Here is a 16,503-nt window from a genome sequence, read left to right on the forward strand (position 1 = left end):
CCCCCGCCACGCCGGCCAGCGCCTCGGCCTGCGAGTACGGGTCGGTGAGGGCGCGGGCGAGTTGTTCGGCGCGGGTCGACTGTCCGAGCGTGACCCAGACCGCAGGTAAATCGATGGGGATATTGCTGTTGCGGTCGGCGACGCACTGGCGGTGTACGGCCAGTCGGGCCATGAGGGTCAGGTCAGGGAAGGGTGTGGCGAGGACGGTGTTCTGGGCGTCGGTGATTTCAGCCAGCGCCGCGGTGTCGCCGCCGGTCAGCTCCAGCATCCGGTCGTGGCGTGCCAGGTCGGTGGCACAGCCGACCGCTCGGGCCAGCTCACCGGTCGCCAGCAGCAGCCGGTAGTAGCCGCGCAGCAGATACTCCGGGGTGCCCGTCGGCCAGCGCCGTTGCCGGTAGCCCTGGGCCCAGGCATGGAGCCGGTCCCGATAGACGGCGAGTTTCCTGGACCCGTAGGCGCGGACCGATTCCTGTTGAAGTTCCTCATGGCCGAGCAGATACACCCGCGGTCCATCGGTCGGGTTCCAGTGCAGGGTGCGCCAGGCGAAACTACGGCCGGTAACCGTCGACAGCAGGTGCTCGATGTGCCATTCGGTGGCGTCAGGATCGGTCGAGAGCTCTTCGAGGTCACGGCCGGACAGACCACCGCCAGCAGCGGTCACCAGGCCCAACAGCTCCCGTCCCAGCGTGCTACCGGTCAACAGCCGGTCCAGATCGGCCTGCATGTCCGCTTTGATCGTCTCCGCGTGCTCTGACCTGCGCAATGTCTCGACGATCGTCGGATTGCGTAGCGGGTGGCCGGGAGGCACGTCGGCGGGGATCGGCGGGTTGGGGCGGCCTGCGACCACCACCCGCGCCCCGTCCGGCGGACTCGCGGGAAGCAACCCCGCGATGCTGTGCGCCCCGGGTCCGGTCACTCCCCGGTCCTCATCCAGACCGTCCACGACCAGCACCAGCCGTTCCCCGCGGGCCTTGCAAAGCGCGGCGGCATCGGCGAACCAGCGGAACCACAACCGTTCCCGACGGCCCTGATCCTGGAACGGAGGCACCGTCTCATCGAGGAGGTCACCGAGCTGTTCGGTAATGATCTCGACGAACGCCGCCCGGTCGCTGTTCCCCGCAAAACGCGCCGTGATGAAGAACGACACGACCCGCACCCCTGACGGGGGAGCAAGAACAAAACCGGACAGCAACGCGGACTTCCCCGTCCACGCCGCTGCCCGCCACCACACATACGAACTGGCCGACTCCCCGTCGGGGGCGGTACAGAACGCGGCCAACCGGGCCAGTTCCGCTTTCCGGCCGACCAGCCGGGGTGGAGCGATCTGACGCACCTGCTCCACATACGCCGACCGCACCACCGCAACCGGCAGCACACGGCCTGCAGACGGCGAAGACGGGGTGGCCATGCTCTGACCGGATATCGCTGGGAAAGCAGGCTCCGCATCGGGTTTCCCACGGCGCGTCTCGATCGCCTTCAACAACCGGCGCTGCGCCTCCGCCCGGTCGATGTCGAACAGGTCCACCGACACAAGCTGACGCAGCAACCCCGGCCGGTCGCAGTCCTCCACCCGCACCACCAGCAGCAGACGCTGCATACCAGCCGGATCGGCAGCCCACGCGGCCTGCCACTCCTCCGACGCGAACACCGACGTCAGATAGGCAGCCGACAACACCGCCACCGTCCGCCGATCACCCGACAACGCCCGCTGCATCTCACCAACGAAATGCGAACCGGGCCCGAAGTCCCATGCCTGGATCAGCGCCTCATGCCCGGCGTCTTCCAACATCCACGCGATCCACTCGGCCCACTCACGGTCCACACCCGTGTACGACACGAAGAACCGCTGCACACCGCCGCCCCCACCGGCCATACGGCCAGCATCCCACACCACCCCCCACCACCCGAACCCGCACACACCCGCAACCCACCTACCAGCAGAAACAACCCAGAGATGCGGAAGAGGCCCTGGTGTGCAACCCGGGGGTGGTACCGCCCTACGTCCCACACCGCGAGGAGAACCCCGACCCGTCCGTCGAGGCCGTGGTCGTGATCGCCCGCACCACCCAGGAGGCGATCGTCGTCAACCTCGAGGGCCTCGACTGGTCCGAGGTCCGCACCGACGAGCAGGGCGTCACCGGCACCGAGTGCGGGTGACGCCCTGCTCGCCCACCGCCTCGGATGGGCGATGGGCGGCAGACCCGCGCCCGGCACCCCTCAGCCGACCGCCGGCATGGCTGCCGCCAGGAGACCGGCCAGGTGAATGATCGTGCGATCAGCGAGGTGGGGGCCGATCAACTGAACACCGAGCGGGAGTCCGTCGGCGGTGCGTCCGACCGGAACCGTGACCGCCGGAAGACACACGACGCTGGCAAGGGTGAGCCAGCCGGTCTGCTCCCAGTATTCTCGGCGAGTTCCGTCCACGGTGATGAACCGTTCGTGTGCTGCCAGCTGGCTCTGGTCAGGCACTGCGGCGGTGGGCGCCGCTGGCGTGATCAGGACATCGACATCGGCGAAGTAGGCCGCCCACCGAGCTCGCAGACGCTGACGATCCTCGTTGGCCAGCAGCCAGTCCCGGTGCCGCATCGTCCGGGCCCGCTGGAATGCCGCACCGGGCGTGCTGTCCGCCGGTGCCAGCAGCTCGGCGGCGGCGACCTCGGCCGCGAACGCGTCCGCAGCGGTGTTGGCGGTGGACCCGGCGAACATCAGCGCCTGGAAGAGCCGGTCGGACTCGGCCATCCCGACGGGCCGGGTGGTCTCATCAAGGTCAGCACCAGCCTCGCGCAGCACGCGCACCACCTCGTGCAGCACCGCGCTGGTCGCCGAGTCCACCGGGCGGTAGGAGTCGTCCGCCCAGACACCGACCCGGTATGCGGACAACTCCCGGTGGATCGGCCCGGGAAGTTCGAGACGCCATGCAGCACCGTCCTGCGCGCTCGGCCCCGCCAGGACAAGCAACGCGAGGTCGAGGTCGGCTGCCGAACGGGCGATGGGACCGAGTGCCAGCATGTCCGAAGTGGTGATCCATCCGGGTGCACGGGGAATATGCCCGCGGGCCGGCACGATGCCACGGCTCGTGCGCAGGCCGAAGACGCCGCAGTAGTGCGCGGGCAGCCGCAGCGACCCGGCAAGGTCGCTACCGACATCCAGCGGGCTCAGACCCGCCGCGACGGCGCAGGCCGAGCCACCCGAGGAGCCACCGGCCGTCCGGCTCGGGTCATGTGGGTTCAGGGTGGTTCCGAACAGCGTGTTGCTGGTCTGGATGTCCTGGCACATCGGGGCGGTGTTCGTCTTGCCGAGGACGATCGCGCCCGCGGCCCGCAACCTTGCCACCGCGTCCGCGTCCGCGTCCGGAGTGTGCTCAGCCAGGTCCGCCGAGCCGCAGGTGGTTCGCAGCCCAGCAGTCTCCAGCGCGTCCTTGATGGTGACCGGCAACCCGAGCAGCATCCCGGCGGACTTGCCGGCGGCCCGCTGCCTGTCGGCCTGCGCGGCGGCAGCGAGCGCCCGGTCGCCGTCCAGGGTCACCACTGCGTTGCGGTCCGCGCGGCGCTCGATCTCCGTCAGATAGATGCTGGTCATCTCCCAGCTGGAGATCTCCCTGCTTTCCAGCGCCAGCAGATGCTCCCGCGCCGATCGGTACATCAGATCCATGTGGCCACGACTTCCTAACTGGCGGCTGACATGTCGAAATGGGCGGCGATCCGAACCAGCGCACGGACGTCGTCGTTCGGCGTCCGGGTGACCTCGCGGTCGCCGGCGTCGGCGTACTCGGTGGGCATCCGCGGCGCCTCGTCCCGACCATGCGCGGCGAGAGCCGCCGCCAACTGGTCGGCGGTGACCGCGGAGACCAGCTGACTGCCCGACAGGCCGGCGGCATGGTGACGCCGCTCGGCAGCGTGGCGCACGGAGTCCTCCAGATAGCGATGCACGGCCCACTGGCCGTCCCTGATCTCCACGACACGCCGGTACAGCAGCCAGGTGATGTTCCAGACCCTCAGCAGCGCCACAGACTGCGACCGCACCGGTTCCAGGGCGATGGTGGGCACCGCACGGTGCACCGCCTCCCACAGTGGCGCCAGGGCCCGGTAGTCCCGCTGCGCCCGCATCCACGTCCGCAGATGCGGGATCGCGTACACGGCCAGGGTGGGAAGCAGGAACCCAGCCAGCGACAGGGCGGTACCGCCGTCGGCGCAGATCCAGGCGAAATCCTCGGCGGCCGGCAGCGGAGGAGCATGGCCGAGCACGGCGTAGCTGACGTCGAGGAGACGCACACCGCTGTAGCCGAAGGTCAGGACAGCACCGGTCCCGACCGCGTACAGGCCGCGCCTGACCCAGGCCTGCCCCGTACGGCGGGCGGCGACCCAGCAACCCAGCACGACGGCGGCCTCGCCGATGATGTAGACGATGATGTAGGTGGCAAGGAAGGCCTGGTAGACGCCAGTATGATCATAATTGGCGGTGAAACCCTGAGGAGTCGAACGCTCCGCCGGGGTGAGTTGGAAGAACAGGACCGCCAGGACCGTCACGACCACGGCAGCTGCCGCGAGGGAGCATCGCGCCACCCGACGCGCACTGCGCGACGACAGGGACCAGTAGCTCAGCACGATCTGATGGAGCGCCAGCAGCATCACCACAGAACTGAAGGCGACGAGAATACCGGTGGAGGGACGGCCGACCGCCGCGTCGAGCAGCTTCCACACACCTTCCAACGAGACGACGAAGGACACGGCGGACAGAGCGTACGCGCCCGCCAGCGCGGCCAGCGCCCGATCCTCACGCAACATCCTGGGTGGCCAGATCAACGCGAAGAATCCGATCAGAGCCAAGGCCAGACAGATCGGGTGAAGAAGCTGTTGCACGACCTCTCACATCTGACGTAGCAGCGTCGCTGTCACACGATCGTGATTCCAGACACGCCGGCCAGCGGTGTGATGAATTCGACGCTGGAGGTAGGTGCCGATCAGCTCGGCCTCCCGTTCGTCGCTGTCCTCGTAACTACTGCGCCCCAACATCATTCTTACGATCTCCGGGTCTAGGGTGGGCGCCAGTCGAGTCGTCACCGGATTGACCGCCGAGAACGAGAGTCCACCTCGGTGGTCGCGCAGGATATGCCCTAGCTCATGCGCGATTATGTGATCTTGATGGGCCCGACTGGTGTCCTCACGAACAAAAATGTAGTCAACGCCCTGCGTCGTGCGGATCCACATCCCGCACATCCCCTGCCCAACCCCCCTCGGAGCAGGCGCAAGACGAATCACGCGGCCCGAGTACTGCTCGATCACCGGCAACAGCTCCCGGACGCTGCCTACCTGCGGCAGACCGAGTCCCCGGATCAGTCGGCGGCTCTCGCGCCGAACTCTCCGCCAGCTTCTCATGTCTCTCCGTCCACGCTCTCACCCGCTGGCTCGGCAGTCAACCCTTCCTGCTCACAAACGCGATCGATCACGGCGAGGATTTCTTCGATCCCCTGCGGCGAAAGCCCGACCATCCGGAAGGCGACCCGCTGCACACCCCGTTCGCGCAGCTCGCGGATCAACTCCAGCTCGGTGCCGACCTTCGCCGCTGTCTCAGCGTCAAAAAAATAGGCCACGGGGACACCGAAGAAGTCTGCCAGCACCTGCAGATGCCGCCTGGTGGGGTTGTCCCGCTGTCCCGTGCGCAGCTGCCACAGGTAGACATGGGACAGCCCCGGACCACCGCGCTCACGCAGGAGTCGGGCGACCTCCTGGTTGGTGTATGGCCCTCGGCCTGGCGGGTGCACCATCGCGAAGAGCCTGTTCAGACGCTCTCCGAACTCGCCTGGGCGCAAAATTTTCTCCTCACGCTTGACGCCTCGATCCACCGCATGAAAGATTCACCTCAACGACGTTAGCTGAAGTTAATCACGGGTGCCGACCGCTCCTCGGATCAGGATCTCAGTCAACCACGGCCGGGGCCGGCAGCGGGCATCAACCCCGCGGGCCTGCCCGTTTCCTCACTGCCGTGCCCCGTACGGCCACGCCTCGTACCGCGACGTCCACGTGCACGGAATACAGGGAGGTCCGGGTAACCCCGTCCGGCGAGCCGCTCCACCCGCGATGCATGCCGACCAGCCGAGCCGAACCAAGGAGTCAATTGGCCACATGATGCGCCTGCCCGCACGCAGCAGACCCGTCCAACCAGCCATGGGATGGCCCACGTGAGAGCAAAGAGGCGGACATCCGCCGCCCTGTCACCTCCCGTCACTTCGACGAGGGCTCCGAACACTCAGACGCCCTTCGCCGACGCACTGCTTCGGGTCACGTCGCTCGGCATGTCGTCACTGCATGCACTGCCCGTTTCAGGTGGTAGATCGATTGAGGATTCGGAGCTGCGGAGCAAGTACCGAGATATCTTTGGCGACGCCTATCTGGCTGCCGACGGGTCCATGTCTGGTGCCGTCCTGGACTCCTTCTTCCGCCCGAAGTCCTCACTGGCACGGGCCCAACGAATCGCCGCCGAGGCCTTCGGCGCCGACTCTACGTTCTTCATCACCGGGGGTACCACCCTGGCAAACCGGGTGGCCATCGATGCGATGGCGGACTTCCTGACCGCCACTGGGAAGGCCGCCCCTCGAGTGCTCGCCGACCGGACATCTCACCAGTCCGCTCATTTTTGTCTTGACCGGGCCCCACTCGATATCAGCTACTGCAACCAGCGGTTCTGCTGCGACCGGCACGGCCGGACCTGGGCGGATGTGAACGACCTTGTCCACCGGTACCGAGAGGCCGCGGCCAGCGGCGACCACTTCGACCTCGTCGTGCTGTCCGGCGCGAACTACGACGGGGCGATGCTTGACATGCGCACGCTTCTTACCGAGCTTCTCCAGCACTCGGAAAGCCTCAACCTGATCGTCGACGAGGCCTGGTCCGCAATCAACGCGTTTCATCCGGGGCTCTGCGAGAACACCGCACTGGCCGCCGCCCGTCACGTCCTCGCAGAGAACCCGACCAAAACTATTCGCCTGATCGTCACCCATTCCGCACATAAGTCGATGAGCGCAATACGCCAGGGGTCATACCTGCATGTCAGCGGGGACGACGAACTCGTCCAACGCGTGTCCATGTCGCTCTACCGCAACCACACCACGAGCCCAAGCCTTCCGATACTGGCCAGCCTCGATCTGGCCCGGGCTCAGGCCGAGCTGGAAGGTGCCGACCTCCTCGACCGCTCATTGGCCTGCGCGCAGCGGCTCGGTCTCCTCGTCAACGAGCATCCCGAGTACAGTGGATTCTCCGTGGAGGAATCGCCCGGCCACGACGACCCGTGGATCGTGCCGGACCGGACAAAGGTCCTGCTGACAGTAGATCCGAGTATCAGCGACGCCTGCGAGTTACGCCTGCGCCTGGCCCGCGACTACGGGCTCTACGTCGCCCGGGTGGTCGATCACGCCATCCTCATCAATCTGCACATCGGCGTGACCGAGGAGATATTCCAGCGGTTCCTCGCCGCGTTGCTGGAGATCAGCACCTCGGGCGTGGTCGGCCCACCATCCGCGGGAACCGACACTGGATTTCTGGTGGCCTACCCACCGGGGATACCCCTCCGCGTGCCCGGGCAGAAGGCGGGGAGTGAGGAGGAGCGCCGCCTTACCGAGATCCACAAGAACAACGCCGAGCTTTTCCAGGCGTGACCCGGTCGGCCCGGTCCCGGTATTGGTGATCCCGCCAACCGCCAGCGCCCGCCCGCTGCCGGGTGCCGGCATCGGCGAACCGGCGATCGCCCCCGGATCCCCGCCCTCCAGGGATATCCGCCCGATGCCCCGGGCTCGCCCCGTCTCCGGTGGCGAGATGCTCCGTCACACTGACCGACCTCCCGGTGCACCGCTCCATCGGCAAGCCTCCCGCGAGGCCACCCATGCCTGCGCCGGACAGGCCCATACGGCCCCCGGCGCAGGCCAGGACACCCGTGGCTTCGACACGGTGGCGCGCCCGCCGTCCCCTTCCCAGCCAACGCCGTACCCGCCACCGCCATATCCGTCTTCTCGAGATGTGGCTCAGGAAAGGGTGGCGTCGATGCCAGGAGCCCGCTTCTTCCGGCCGACCCCAAGGGCCATCACCGACGCGGAGGACATGAAATGATCAAACATTCCGTGATTGCAGAGCACGCGCTGGCGCGGCCGGGAGAACCGGCGGTCATCAGCGGAGACCGGACCGTGAGCTGGGCCGAACTGAAAGATCTCACCGAGCGGCTGGCAACCGGGCTGGCACAGCTGTTGCCAATTCCGACCAGATTCCCTGGACCGCTCCGGGCCACTTTCCTGAGCGAGAACCGGTGGGAGATCGCGGTGCTCCAGGCGGCCACGGCGACCCTTGGCCTGTCCATGGTCGGTATCGACGACTCACTACCGCCAGCCCATGTGGCCGCATGCCTGCGCCAGCTGCAGCCCACGGTCATCTTCGTGTCGCCGTCCCGGCATGCACTCCTGACGAAGGCCCTGCGTATCGATGGCCCTGGTGCCACACTCAGGCATTCGGCGACCGTCGTCACGCTCCCAGCGCTCGACGGCGATGACCCTCGGGACGATCTGTCCTGGCCCTGGGACGAACTGGCCGCCGTCAAGCCCGATCCGAGCATCTGGCCGGCGCTTCCCTTCGAGGGCCTGGGGTTCACCTCGGGGACGACGAGCGCTCCAAAGCTCGTACTCCGCTCGCAGCCATTTGATGCGCGGCGTCAACGCGACGTCATCAAGTTCTTCGGGCTGACCGATGCTGATGTGTACCTGAACACCGTCCCGCTGTACCACGCATCGGGCGCGGGCTGGGCGAGAATCTTCATGACGCTCGGCGGGCGCGTCGTCCTCGCTCCGCACGACGACGCGCCTCGCATAGTTGACGCACTTGTGCGCCAGCGGGTGACCGGAACCCTCATGGTTCCACCCGTCCTGGACTCCGTGGTGCGGCAGGTGGCGGACAGCGTGGCAGGACCCGATCTGACGCTTCGCTTTGTCGTGACAGGCGGTCGTCATACCAGCCCGTCGCTCGTTCGGCGAACCACTGCCGCCCTTGGCGATGTCCTGCACGTCTACTACGGCACCACCGAGACCGGCCTGAACACACTGACCGTGGCCGGAGAGCTACGTGCCGAACCAGGCAGCGTCGGAGCACCGTTCCCGGGAAACGAGATTCTCGTCCTGGACCGGGACGACCGGCCGCTACAGCCGCGGCAGCACGGTCGTATCGCAGTCGGTGGCTATATGATCGCTGACACCTACGCGGAACTTCCTCCGCCGCGCGTGCGGGTCGACGGCATCGACGCATGGCTGACCCCGGACACCGGCTGGCTCGACGCCGATGGCCGCCTGAATGTCATGTCACGCGATCTCCCGCCAGAGCTCGCGGAAATCGACGTCGTGGGGCTGGAGGGGGATCTGCGGGATCTGCTTCACCTCGACGATGTGGCGATCTGTGTCGACTCGAGCGAAGCCGGCCCGAACATTGTGGTCGCCTTCGTCCGTTCTCCGGGCTCGAATCCGACCAGTGCCCAGGTCGCGGCGGAGGTCGTCAGCCGGGTGGACCATGTTCCGGTCCACGCATACAGCGTTGACCGAATCCCCTACAGCCCCACCGGGAAAGTGCGGGCTCGGACTCTCCTGAGCCTGGTCGGACACCCGTCACCTGCGGTGTCAATGCGCAGGTGACGGGCTTTCAGACCGCCTACCTGGCTCCGGCGAAATCCCCGCCAGACGCGGTCGACCAGGAATCTCACAAGCCAGTAGTTCGCATACCAATCTGGAGACCGCACGTGTCGTCAAAATATCTGAACGGCGTCACACTGTGCATTGTTGCCACCGTGGCGTGGGGCGCCATGTTCCCTGTTATGGACAGCGCACTGAAGCACATCGACCCGTTCACCTTCACCTGCATGCGGTACGCAATCGCAGGAGTCGTGTTTCTCGTACTGCTGCTGGCACGGGAGGGTATCGCCGCATTTCGGCTGCAGGGCGAACGCGTGTGGCTGGCGTGGTTTTTCGGTACGGCCGGTTTCGCCGGATTCCAGTTTCTCGTGTTCCTGGGTCAGCAGAAGCTCGGCGCGGAAGGTGCCCTTATCGCCTCGATCATGATGGCAACAATGCCAATGCTGGGGTTCCTGGTCAACTGGGTGGTACGCAAGGCCGTACCTCCGGTCGGCGCAATCGTCTTCATCGTCATCTCCTTCGTCGGAGTGACGCTCGTCATCACGAAGGGACACTACGCGACCCTGGTGAGAAACCCGCAGGACTTCGGCGCCGACGGGCTGATCATTCTTGGCGCACTTTGCTGGGTGATCTACACCATCGGGGCCTCCTATTTTCCACACTGGTCGCCGGTTCGCTACACGACCGTCACCACCTGGCTCGGGCTGCCGAGCGCCTGCGGGATCACGGCCGTTCTTCTCGCGACCGGATACACGTCCATGCCGTCCGGACATGCGGTTTCCACCGTGCTCCCCGAGCTCGCCTACATGAGTCTGGTCGCGGCCGTCGTCGGAGTTCTGGCCTGGAATGTGGGCAACAAGATTCTCACGCCACTCAACGGCGTGCTGTTCATGGACGTCGTTCCCATTACGACATACATGATTTCCGCCTTCACCGGTGACACCCCCGCAGCTATGCAGTACCTGGGAGCGGGAATCAGCGCCACCGCGCTGATTCTCAACAACGTCTACCTGCGGCACCGCATGACTGGGCCGTCGACACCGCCCCCGGGTCCGGCAGAGCCGCAGACCGAGCGGGTCACTGCCGTTTCCCGGGCGGCTTCCCACTGACGCCGTACCTGCCGCGTCCATGGCTGCCGCCGAGCACCGCAAAAGCGTGGCGAGAGCCGGGAACGCGAAAATCACACCGTGATACGCTCACCAAGCCCGGGCAACACGAGCCGATCGGATTCTCCCGCCGCGGCAAAGGCTCGCTCCAGTTCGACGGCACCCTCGGAAAAGTGCGTCCAGCCCTCGAAGTGCACAGGTATCACCGTGGTTGCGCCAAGTACACGCCCGACCTCCACCGCCTCCGCACTTGAGACTGTCAGAGTTGCGTCGCCGACAAGTGGTGTGCGGGCGGCACCGGCATGGACGATGGCGACATCGACCGAGCCCACGCGGTCCGCAATCTCATGGACCACGGGAAGCGATGCGTTGTCACCGCTGATGTAGACGGTGGGCAGCTCGGAGCCGGACAGCAGGAAGCCGACAACCGGACCGGTCAGGTGCTCGGTGCCATCCGGGCCGTGCTGGGCGGGCAGGCCGGTCACCAGGATCGACCTGCCCCCCGGGGCCACGAGTTCGACCTGCTGCCAGGGATCGAGGCGGCGGGCGGGGGGTCCCAGCCGTTCGGCGGCCGCCCCGGTCGTCAGGGTGACCGGGGCGGCCGCCAGGTACGCGGCCCCGGCGACGTCCAGATTGTCGGGATGCTGATCGTGGGACAGCAGAATCGCGTCGGCCGGATCGAGGTCACCCGGAGGTAGCGCGGGCCCGGTCAGTTTCACCAGTTTCCTGCTGCCGACCGGATACTCGCCAGGTTCGTCGAACGTCGGATCCGTCACCAGCCGCAGTCCGCCGATCTGGAGGACAACGGTGGGGCCACCGATCAGGCACAGCTCAAGGTTCGCTCGCGACATCATGATCACTCCTGACGTGAGGGCCGGCGCGAGGCCTGGTTCTGTCGGGCCCCGGCCGACCGGACGGAACAGTGGAAGCCGCGGACCTCGTCGACGACCAGGGCCGGCTGCTCGAAGATGGCGAGGATCTGGCCGCGGGACAGCGCCTTCTCCCAGTGGGCGTCGCGGCCGGTCCACGCGTGGCCGTCCGTCCAGTACTCGCGCAGCTCCCGCAGGTGGGCCAGTGGAATGCCCTGCGTCCGGTCGTCGACCACCTCGCGATCGGCCCAGCGGGATCGGCGCAGGCGCTCGCGCAGGTCCGCGATGGGCTCGGCGGCGTATTCGGGATGGACCGCGACGATCACATCACTCATGGCCACAACGCTACCGTCAGAAACAGCCCGGCGACACCGACCCTCCGGCTCGGCCCGGGCCCGGCCGGGCGGCCCACACGCTCTCGATCGGCTCCCGGCGATCTGCGCGGCGTTGCCGCCGGTCAGCGCACCAGGCGGAAGAAGCCGCGGACCTCCTCGACGAACAGGGCCGGCTGCTCGAAGGCGGCGAAGTGGCCGCCGCGCGGCGGCTCGCCGAACCAGCGCAGGTCGGTGAAGCGGCGCTCGGCCCACCGCCGGGAGGTCTGGAAGATCTCGGCGGGGAACACCGAGATCCCGGACGGCACCGCCACCGGGTCGAAGTCGACCGTGCGCAGGCTCTCCCAGTAGAGCCGGGACGAGGACGTCGCCGTCCCGGTGAACCAGTAGAGCGAGACATCGTCGAGGATCTGGTCACGGGAGAGCGCCTTCTCCGGATGGCCGTCGCAGTCGGTCCAGGCGTGGAACTTCTCCAGGATCCACGCGCACTGCCCGGCCGGTGAGTCGGCCAGGCCGTAGCCGAGGGTCTGCGGGCGGGTGGACTGCCGAGTAGCCCATCCCCCAGGTGGTGTGCTCGGTAAGCCGGTCGAGCGCGGTCTGCTCGCGTGCGGTGAGCTCCTCCCCCTAGGCCGGCCCACGGCGGCTATGGGCCCCGTTACGGTAGACCTCCGTGCCGGAGCGGTTCGGCTGTCCGGCTCGGGACCGGGCATGGGATGGGGGCGTGCGTGGCGCGGGTGAGTCTGCGGGTGGAGCAGAACGAGTTGCGTGCGCGAATGCGTGCGGTCGGGATGACGCACGAGGAAGCCGCGGTCGAGTTCGCCCGCCGTTATCGACTGCGTCCTCGGGCAGCGTTCCGTCATGCGTTCGGGTGGACATTGCAGGAGGCCACCAACCGGATCAATGCCCATGCGACCCGCACCGGTGTTGATCCGGATGGCATGCCGGTGATGAGCCCCCCCGCGGTTGAGTGAGGTAGAGAACTGGCCGTTTCCGGATCGACGCCGGCCGACTCCGCAGGTCCTCGCGCTGCTCGCCGAGGTGTACGGCACCGATGTTCATCGACTTGTGGATCTTGAGGATCGGGAGCGGCTCAGCCGGCACGACCGGCTGCTGCTCGACCTCACGCGGCGGGACATCGCGGATTCCCTCCGTCCGCCCCACGGGAATGCGGGCGTGCGGGGTCTGTCGGGGCAGCGTGGGGCGGGTCGGGTCGGCCCGATAGCCTATGACCTGTTCCGCTGCGGACAGGACGACGGCGGCGCGCGACAGCCCATGGCCTGCGCCGGGGAGACTGGGTTTCTCGACGGTGACGAGGAGGAGCGGCTGCGCGGTGCGGTGTCGCGGCCGAGCCGGGTGGATGGTCGGGTGGTGGCGTCGTTGGCGGCGATCCTGGCCGAGCAGCGGGCGACCGAGGACCTGATCGGTTCGGCTCGGCTGCTGGTCCCGGTGGTGGCGCAGTTGGGTGAGGTGGAGCGGCTGATCGGCGAGGCGTCGGGGCGGGTGCGGGGACCGCTGGTGGAGATCGGGGCGCAGTGGGCCGAGTTCGCCGGCTGGCTGCACATCTCCACCGGCCGGTGGACGGCGGCCCGTGGCTGGCTGGACCGGGCCGCGGAGTGGGCGTTCGAGGTGGACGCGACCACCCTGCACGCGACCACGGTCAGCTTCAAGGGTCATCTGGCGTTCCACCTCGGCCAGCTCGACGCCGCGGTGGGCCTGTCGCGGGCGGCGTCGCGGGACGAGCGGATGTGGGTGGGCCAGCTGGCCTACGACGCCCACCAGGAAGCCCGCGCCCACGCGCTCGCGGGCCGCCGCCGGCCGGCGGTCGAGGCGCTGGCTCGGGGCGCCGATCTCGTTGCCGCCGCAGCGGCGGACGGCGAGGCGGCCCCGGCGTGGATCTACTACTACACGCCGGAGTTCTATGCGTTGGAACGCGGCTGGGTCTGCCGCTACCTCGGCCGCGACGACCCGGCCTACAACGAGGAGGCGATCGTCTGCCTCACCCGCGGACTCGCCGGACTCGGCGACGCCCGCACCTCCGGCTGGGCGGCGGAGTTCCTCTGCAACTTGGCCGCCGCCTACCTTCAGGCCGACAGCCCCGACCTCGCCGGCACAGCCGGTATCGAGGCGGCGACGATCATCGCCGCGACGGGGTCCGTCCGGCTTCTGCCACGGCTGCGGCGGTTGCACGCCGACCTGGCCGCACGCTGGCCGGGAAGCCCCACCGCAGCTGATCTGGGTGAGGCCCTTCGGCTCGGCCGGGACGACGGGTAAGCGCCGCCGGTCGACGGTGAAACGGGGGCCCAGAAGGCTGCCTCGTTCGGTTCTGTGGTGTCGCTGGGCGGGTGCACGGTGCCCAGCATTCCCCCGTTTCCCAGCGGTGAATGGTCCAGTTATGTCACATGCGACCACCTGGATGGACTAGAAGCGATGTGGCTATAACGGGTCATTTTGCGCTGGGTTGCCGTTCTGACTTCCGAGTTGGAACGGCCCGCTGGCCTTCTGGCGAGGTAGGCATGGGAGATGACGGTCCGCAGCGCTGGGGTGACGGACCGCCGCCGGACGTTGCGAGGTGGATGCGGTGGCTCCTCGTTCGGAACTCCACACAGGCCGCAGGCCGGTGCGCTGGGCGACGGCTGGCGCGCTGCTGGCCGTCGCCGTGGTGGTAGGGGCGTGCAGCTCGGATCACAGCTCCGCGCCAGAACCGGTTACGACATCAACCGGCCCGTCAGCGGCGCCGAACGTCGCGGTGTCACCGTCCCCGTCCCCGTCACCAACGTCGCCGGCCGAGATCGCTGGGCAGCGGGCGGTGGCCGCGTACGTCGGGTTGTGGCAGGCGATGGCGAAGGCCAGCCACACCTCGAACTGGAAGTCACCCGACCTGGCCCGCTACGCCTCCGGGTTGGCGTTGCAGGTCGCCTCCGGCAGCCTGTACGCCGACCACTACAACGGACTGGTGTCGCGCGGAGCGCCCGTGCTGCATCCGAAGGTCACCTCCGTCAGCCCACCGGAGGCGCCGACAACGGTGATGGTGTTCGACTGCGCCGACAGCACGAACTGGCTCCAGTACCGCACCAACGGGACGCTGGTGGATGACGAGCCCGGCGGCCGGCGGGCGGTAACCTCCGAAGTTCGCCTGCACCAGGACGGCTCGTGGAAGGTCACCCGCTTCGCCGTCGAGGCACTCGGATCATGCTGAGGTCCCGGCGGGCGGCGACAGTGACCGCGATGTCGGTCCTCCTGGCCACCGCGGTCGCCTCCCCAGCGCTCGCCCGTGACCCGTACGCCTTCACCGCCTGCGATCAGAATCCGCATCCCGGATGTGAACTCGCCGCCGGCCAGAACGGCAGCCCCCAGATCCCTCACGACGATGGATCTCGTCCCATGCCGCGTGGCGGTGCGTCGCAGGGCAGCGCCGCCAGCGGCGGGACGGTGCGCCCGCCGGGTGATGGGTCGCTCGACCCGTCGGAACTCGCAACATGCTCCTACACCCGCAGCGACTTCCAGCCCGCAGGCGACCCGGTCCGGCCCGTTGCGTTCCGCTCCGTCCCGCGCGACGGCGGACCGCACGTCGTCGCCGCGGTTCACCGGCCGGGGTCGCTGCGCGTACTGCCTGCCGCGACCGGCCCGGACGGGCAGGCCGGGGCCTGGTACGTCTACCAGTGCCAGAACGACGGGTGGCGCGACGCGCTCTACCGGCCCCCGGTCTGGATACCGGACGGACAGGCCGGCCCGGCGGCTGCCGCCCCCGACCCGGCGGCCCTCGCCGAACAGGCCCGCAACCAGCTCCGCCTCCAAGGCCCGACGATCGCACTCAGCCCGACCGGCCGGCAGCTCATCCGCCTCCCCACCTGGATGTGGGTCGACCCCGCAGGCTGGCATCCCGTCTCCGCCACAGCCGCCGCCGGCGGCGTGTCGGTGACCGCCGTCGCCACCCCCGCCGAGGTCGTCTGGGCGATGGGCGACGGGGCCCAGGTCCGCTGCACCGGCCCCGGTACCCCCTACCGGCCCGACATCGACCCGAAAGCGTCCTCACCGGACTGCGGCCACACCTACCAGACTGTCTCCGAGGACCAGCCCGGTGGCGTGTTCCCCGTGACCGCCACCGTCACCTGGAAGGTCACCTGGACCGGTGCCGGCCAGACCGGCGCGTTCAACGGCCTCACCACCGTCTCCACCACCCAGGTCACCGTCATCTCCATCCCCGCGCTGAGCACCGGCGGGGGCTGAGCGCAAGACCACCCACGCATAGTTCCCTCGGTCGTCCCGCCCCACCCAGGGGTACGACCCCCCGCCTTTCCGCGCTGCAACCTCGTCCGAGGGAAGGATTGGGCTACTACCGACACCCTGGGCCTTGAGTGATCTGCATCACATATCATTGCCTGTTTTGTGGAGAAATGATCAAAACGTCTGTTCTTTTACGGGCTACCCGTCCGTTTACCTACCGGACCGCCCATCCGCCTACCTGTCTAGTGTCCCGTGATTCCGGTTTCTTTATTTCCCATTATTGTCGACCAGTTTCTTGACATTGGCCTGCACAAGTT

Annotated in this window: 15 protein-coding genes and 1 pseudogene; 8 read left to right on the forward strand and 8 right to left on the reverse strand. The window is 67.9% G+C overall.

Features of this window, described 5'->3' with window-relative positions; all coding sequences use genetic code 11:
* Positions 1 to 1,873 (reverse strand): TIR domain-containing protein (locus tag ND747_RS01260; protein ID WP_251731047.1); only part of this gene is annotated, 1,873 nt, incomplete at its 3' end.
* 98 nt (positions 1,874 to 1,971) lie between these two features.
* On the opposite strand from ND747_RS01260, the gene ND747_RS01265 reads away from it, so the two are divergent.
* A complete protein-coding gene (locus ND747_RS01265; RefSeq protein ID WP_374216116.1) occupies positions 1,972 to 2,157 on the forward strand; it encodes a hypothetical protein in 186 nt (61 codons plus the stop codon).
* 60 nt (positions 2,158 to 2,217) lie between these two features.
* Here ND747_RS01265 and ND747_RS01270 read toward each other — a convergent pair whose 3' ends face one another.
* The 4 genes from ND747_RS01270 to ND747_RS01285 all read right to left on the reverse strand — a co-directional run bounded on the left by ND747_RS01270 (position 2,218) and on the right by ND747_RS01285 (position 5,842).
* Entirely contained in the window at positions 2,218 to 3,642 is a 1,425-nt protein-coding gene (locus tag ND747_RS01270; RefSeq protein WP_251731048.1) for an amidase, read from the reverse strand.
* Between the two features lie 23 nt (positions 3,643 to 3,665).
* On the reverse strand, positions 3,666 to 4,859 hold the full coding sequence (locus ND747_RS01275) for an MAB_1171c family putative transporter (protein ID WP_251731050.1): 1,194 nt from the start codon (positions 4,857 to 4,859) through the stop codon (positions 3,666 to 3,668).
* 6 nt (positions 4,860 to 4,865) lie between these two features.
* Positions 4,866 to 5,282, reverse strand: coding sequence for a hypothetical protein (locus ND747_RS01280; RefSeq protein ID WP_251731051.1), 417 nt, complete (start codon positions 5,280 to 5,282; stop codon positions 4,866 to 4,868).
* An 89-nt stretch (positions 5,283 to 5,371) separates the two neighbouring features.
* The gene (locus tag ND747_RS01285) at positions 5,372 to 5,842 is read right to left on the reverse strand and encodes a helix-turn-helix domain-containing protein (RefSeq protein WP_251731052.1); all 471 of its coding nucleotides are present in this window, start codon (positions 5,840 to 5,842) and stop codon (positions 5,372 to 5,374) included.
* 327 nt (positions 5,843 to 6,169) lie between these two features.
* Here ND747_RS01285 and ND747_RS01290 point away from each other — a divergent pair, with 327 nt between their 5' ends.
* The 3 genes from ND747_RS01290 (at position 6,170) to ND747_RS01300 (ending at position 10,764) form a co-directional block, all read left to right on the forward strand.
* Positions 6,170 to 7,651 (forward strand): hypothetical protein, encoded by a 1,482-nt coding sequence (locus ND747_RS01290; protein WP_285899786.1) that lies wholly within the window; start codon positions 6,170 to 6,172, stop codon positions 7,649 to 7,651.
* 444 nt (positions 7,652 to 8,095) lie between these two features.
* A complete protein-coding gene (locus ND747_RS01295; RefSeq protein WP_251731054.1) occupies positions 8,096 to 9,658 on the forward strand; it encodes a class I adenylate-forming enzyme family protein in 1,563 nt (520 codons plus the stop codon).
* 104 nt (positions 9,659 to 9,762) lie between these two features.
* Positions 9,763 to 10,764 carry a DMT family transporter gene (locus tag ND747_RS01300; protein WP_251731055.1) on the forward strand — a complete coding sequence of 334 codons (1,002 nt, stop codon included), beginning with the start codon at positions 9,763 to 9,765 and terminating at the stop codon, positions 10,762 to 10,764.
* A gap of 71 nt (positions 10,765 to 10,835) precedes the next feature.
* Here ND747_RS01300 and ND747_RS01305 read toward each other — a convergent pair whose 3' ends face one another.
* From ND747_RS01305 to ND747_RS01315, 3 genes and pseudogenes are all read right to left on the reverse strand, one after another.
* On the reverse strand, positions 10,836 to 11,615 hold the full coding sequence (locus ND747_RS01305) for an MBL fold metallo-hydrolase (protein WP_251731056.1): 780 nt from the start codon (positions 11,613 to 11,615) through the stop codon (positions 10,836 to 10,838).
* A 2-nt stretch (positions 11,616 to 11,617) separates the two neighbouring features.
* Entirely contained in the window at positions 11,618 to 11,965 is a 348-nt protein-coding gene (locus ND747_RS01310; RefSeq protein WP_251731057.1) for an epoxide hydrolase N-terminal domain-containing protein, read from the reverse strand.
* A gap of 122 nt (positions 11,966 to 12,087) precedes the next feature.
* Positions 12,088 to 12,507, reverse strand: a pseudogene (locus ND747_RS01315) (epoxide hydrolase); the annotation flags it as partial.
* A 201-nt stretch (positions 12,508 to 12,708) separates the two neighbouring features.
* On the opposite strand from ND747_RS01315, the gene ND747_RS01320 reads away from it, so the two are divergent.
* The 4 genes from ND747_RS01320 to ND747_RS01335 all read left to right on the forward strand — a co-directional run bounded on the left by ND747_RS01320 (position 12,709) and on the right by ND747_RS01335 (position 16,189).
* Positions 12,709 to 12,933 (forward strand): hypothetical protein, encoded by a 225-nt coding sequence (locus ND747_RS01320; protein ID WP_251731060.1) that lies wholly within the window; start codon positions 12,709 to 12,711, stop codon positions 12,931 to 12,933.
* A complete protein-coding gene (locus ND747_RS01325; RefSeq protein ID WP_251731061.1) occupies positions 12,926 to 14,233 on the forward strand; it encodes a hypothetical protein in 1,308 nt (435 codons plus the stop codon). The genes ND747_RS01320 and ND747_RS01325 overlap by 8 nt, the downstream gene beginning before the upstream one ends.
* A 307-nt stretch (positions 14,234 to 14,540) precedes the next feature.
* Positions 14,541 to 15,158: a hypothetical protein gene (locus ND747_RS01330; RefSeq protein ID WP_251731062.1), complete on the forward strand. Its 618-nt coding sequence runs from the start codon at positions 14,541 to 14,543 to the stop codon at positions 15,156 to 15,158.
* A gap of 29 nt (positions 15,159 to 15,187) precedes the next feature.
* Positions 15,188 to 16,189 (forward strand): ATP/GTP-binding protein, encoded by a 1,002-nt coding sequence (locus ND747_RS01335; RefSeq protein WP_251731063.1) that lies wholly within the window; start codon positions 15,188 to 15,190, stop codon positions 16,187 to 16,189.
* Positions 16,190 to 16,503: the final 314 nt, after the last annotated feature.

It is taken from the genome of Frankia sp. R82, assembly GCF_023716925.1.
Lineage (GTDB): Bacteria > Actinomycetota > Actinomycetes > Frankiales > Frankiaceae > Frankia.

Excerpts from the sequence above, each read along its gene's own strand:
- ND747_RS01290 (WP_285899786.1), top strand. The coding sequence starts at position 6,170 with ATGGCCCACGTGAGAGCAAAGAGGCGGACATCCGCCGCCCTGTCACCT.
- ND747_RS01335 (WP_251731063.1), top strand. The coding sequence starts at position 15,188 with ATGTCGGTCCTCCTGGCCACCGCGGTCGCCTCCCCAGCGCTCGCCCGT.
- ND747_RS01305 (WP_251731056.1), bottom strand. The coding sequence starts at position 11,615 with ATGATGTCGCGAGCGAACCTTGAGCTGTGCCTGATCGGTGGCCCCACC.
- ND747_RS01295 (WP_251731054.1), top strand. The coding sequence starts at position 8,096 with ATGATCAAACATTCCGTGATTGCAGAGCACGCGCTGGCGCGGCCGGGA.
- ND747_RS01270 (WP_251731048.1), bottom strand. The coding sequence starts at position 3,642 with ATGTACCGATCGGCGCGGGAGCATCTGCTGGCGCTGGAAAGCAGGGAG.
- ND747_RS01310 (WP_251731057.1), bottom strand. The coding sequence starts at position 11,965 with ATGAGTGATGTGATCGTCGCGGTCCATCCCGAATACGCCGCCGAGCCC.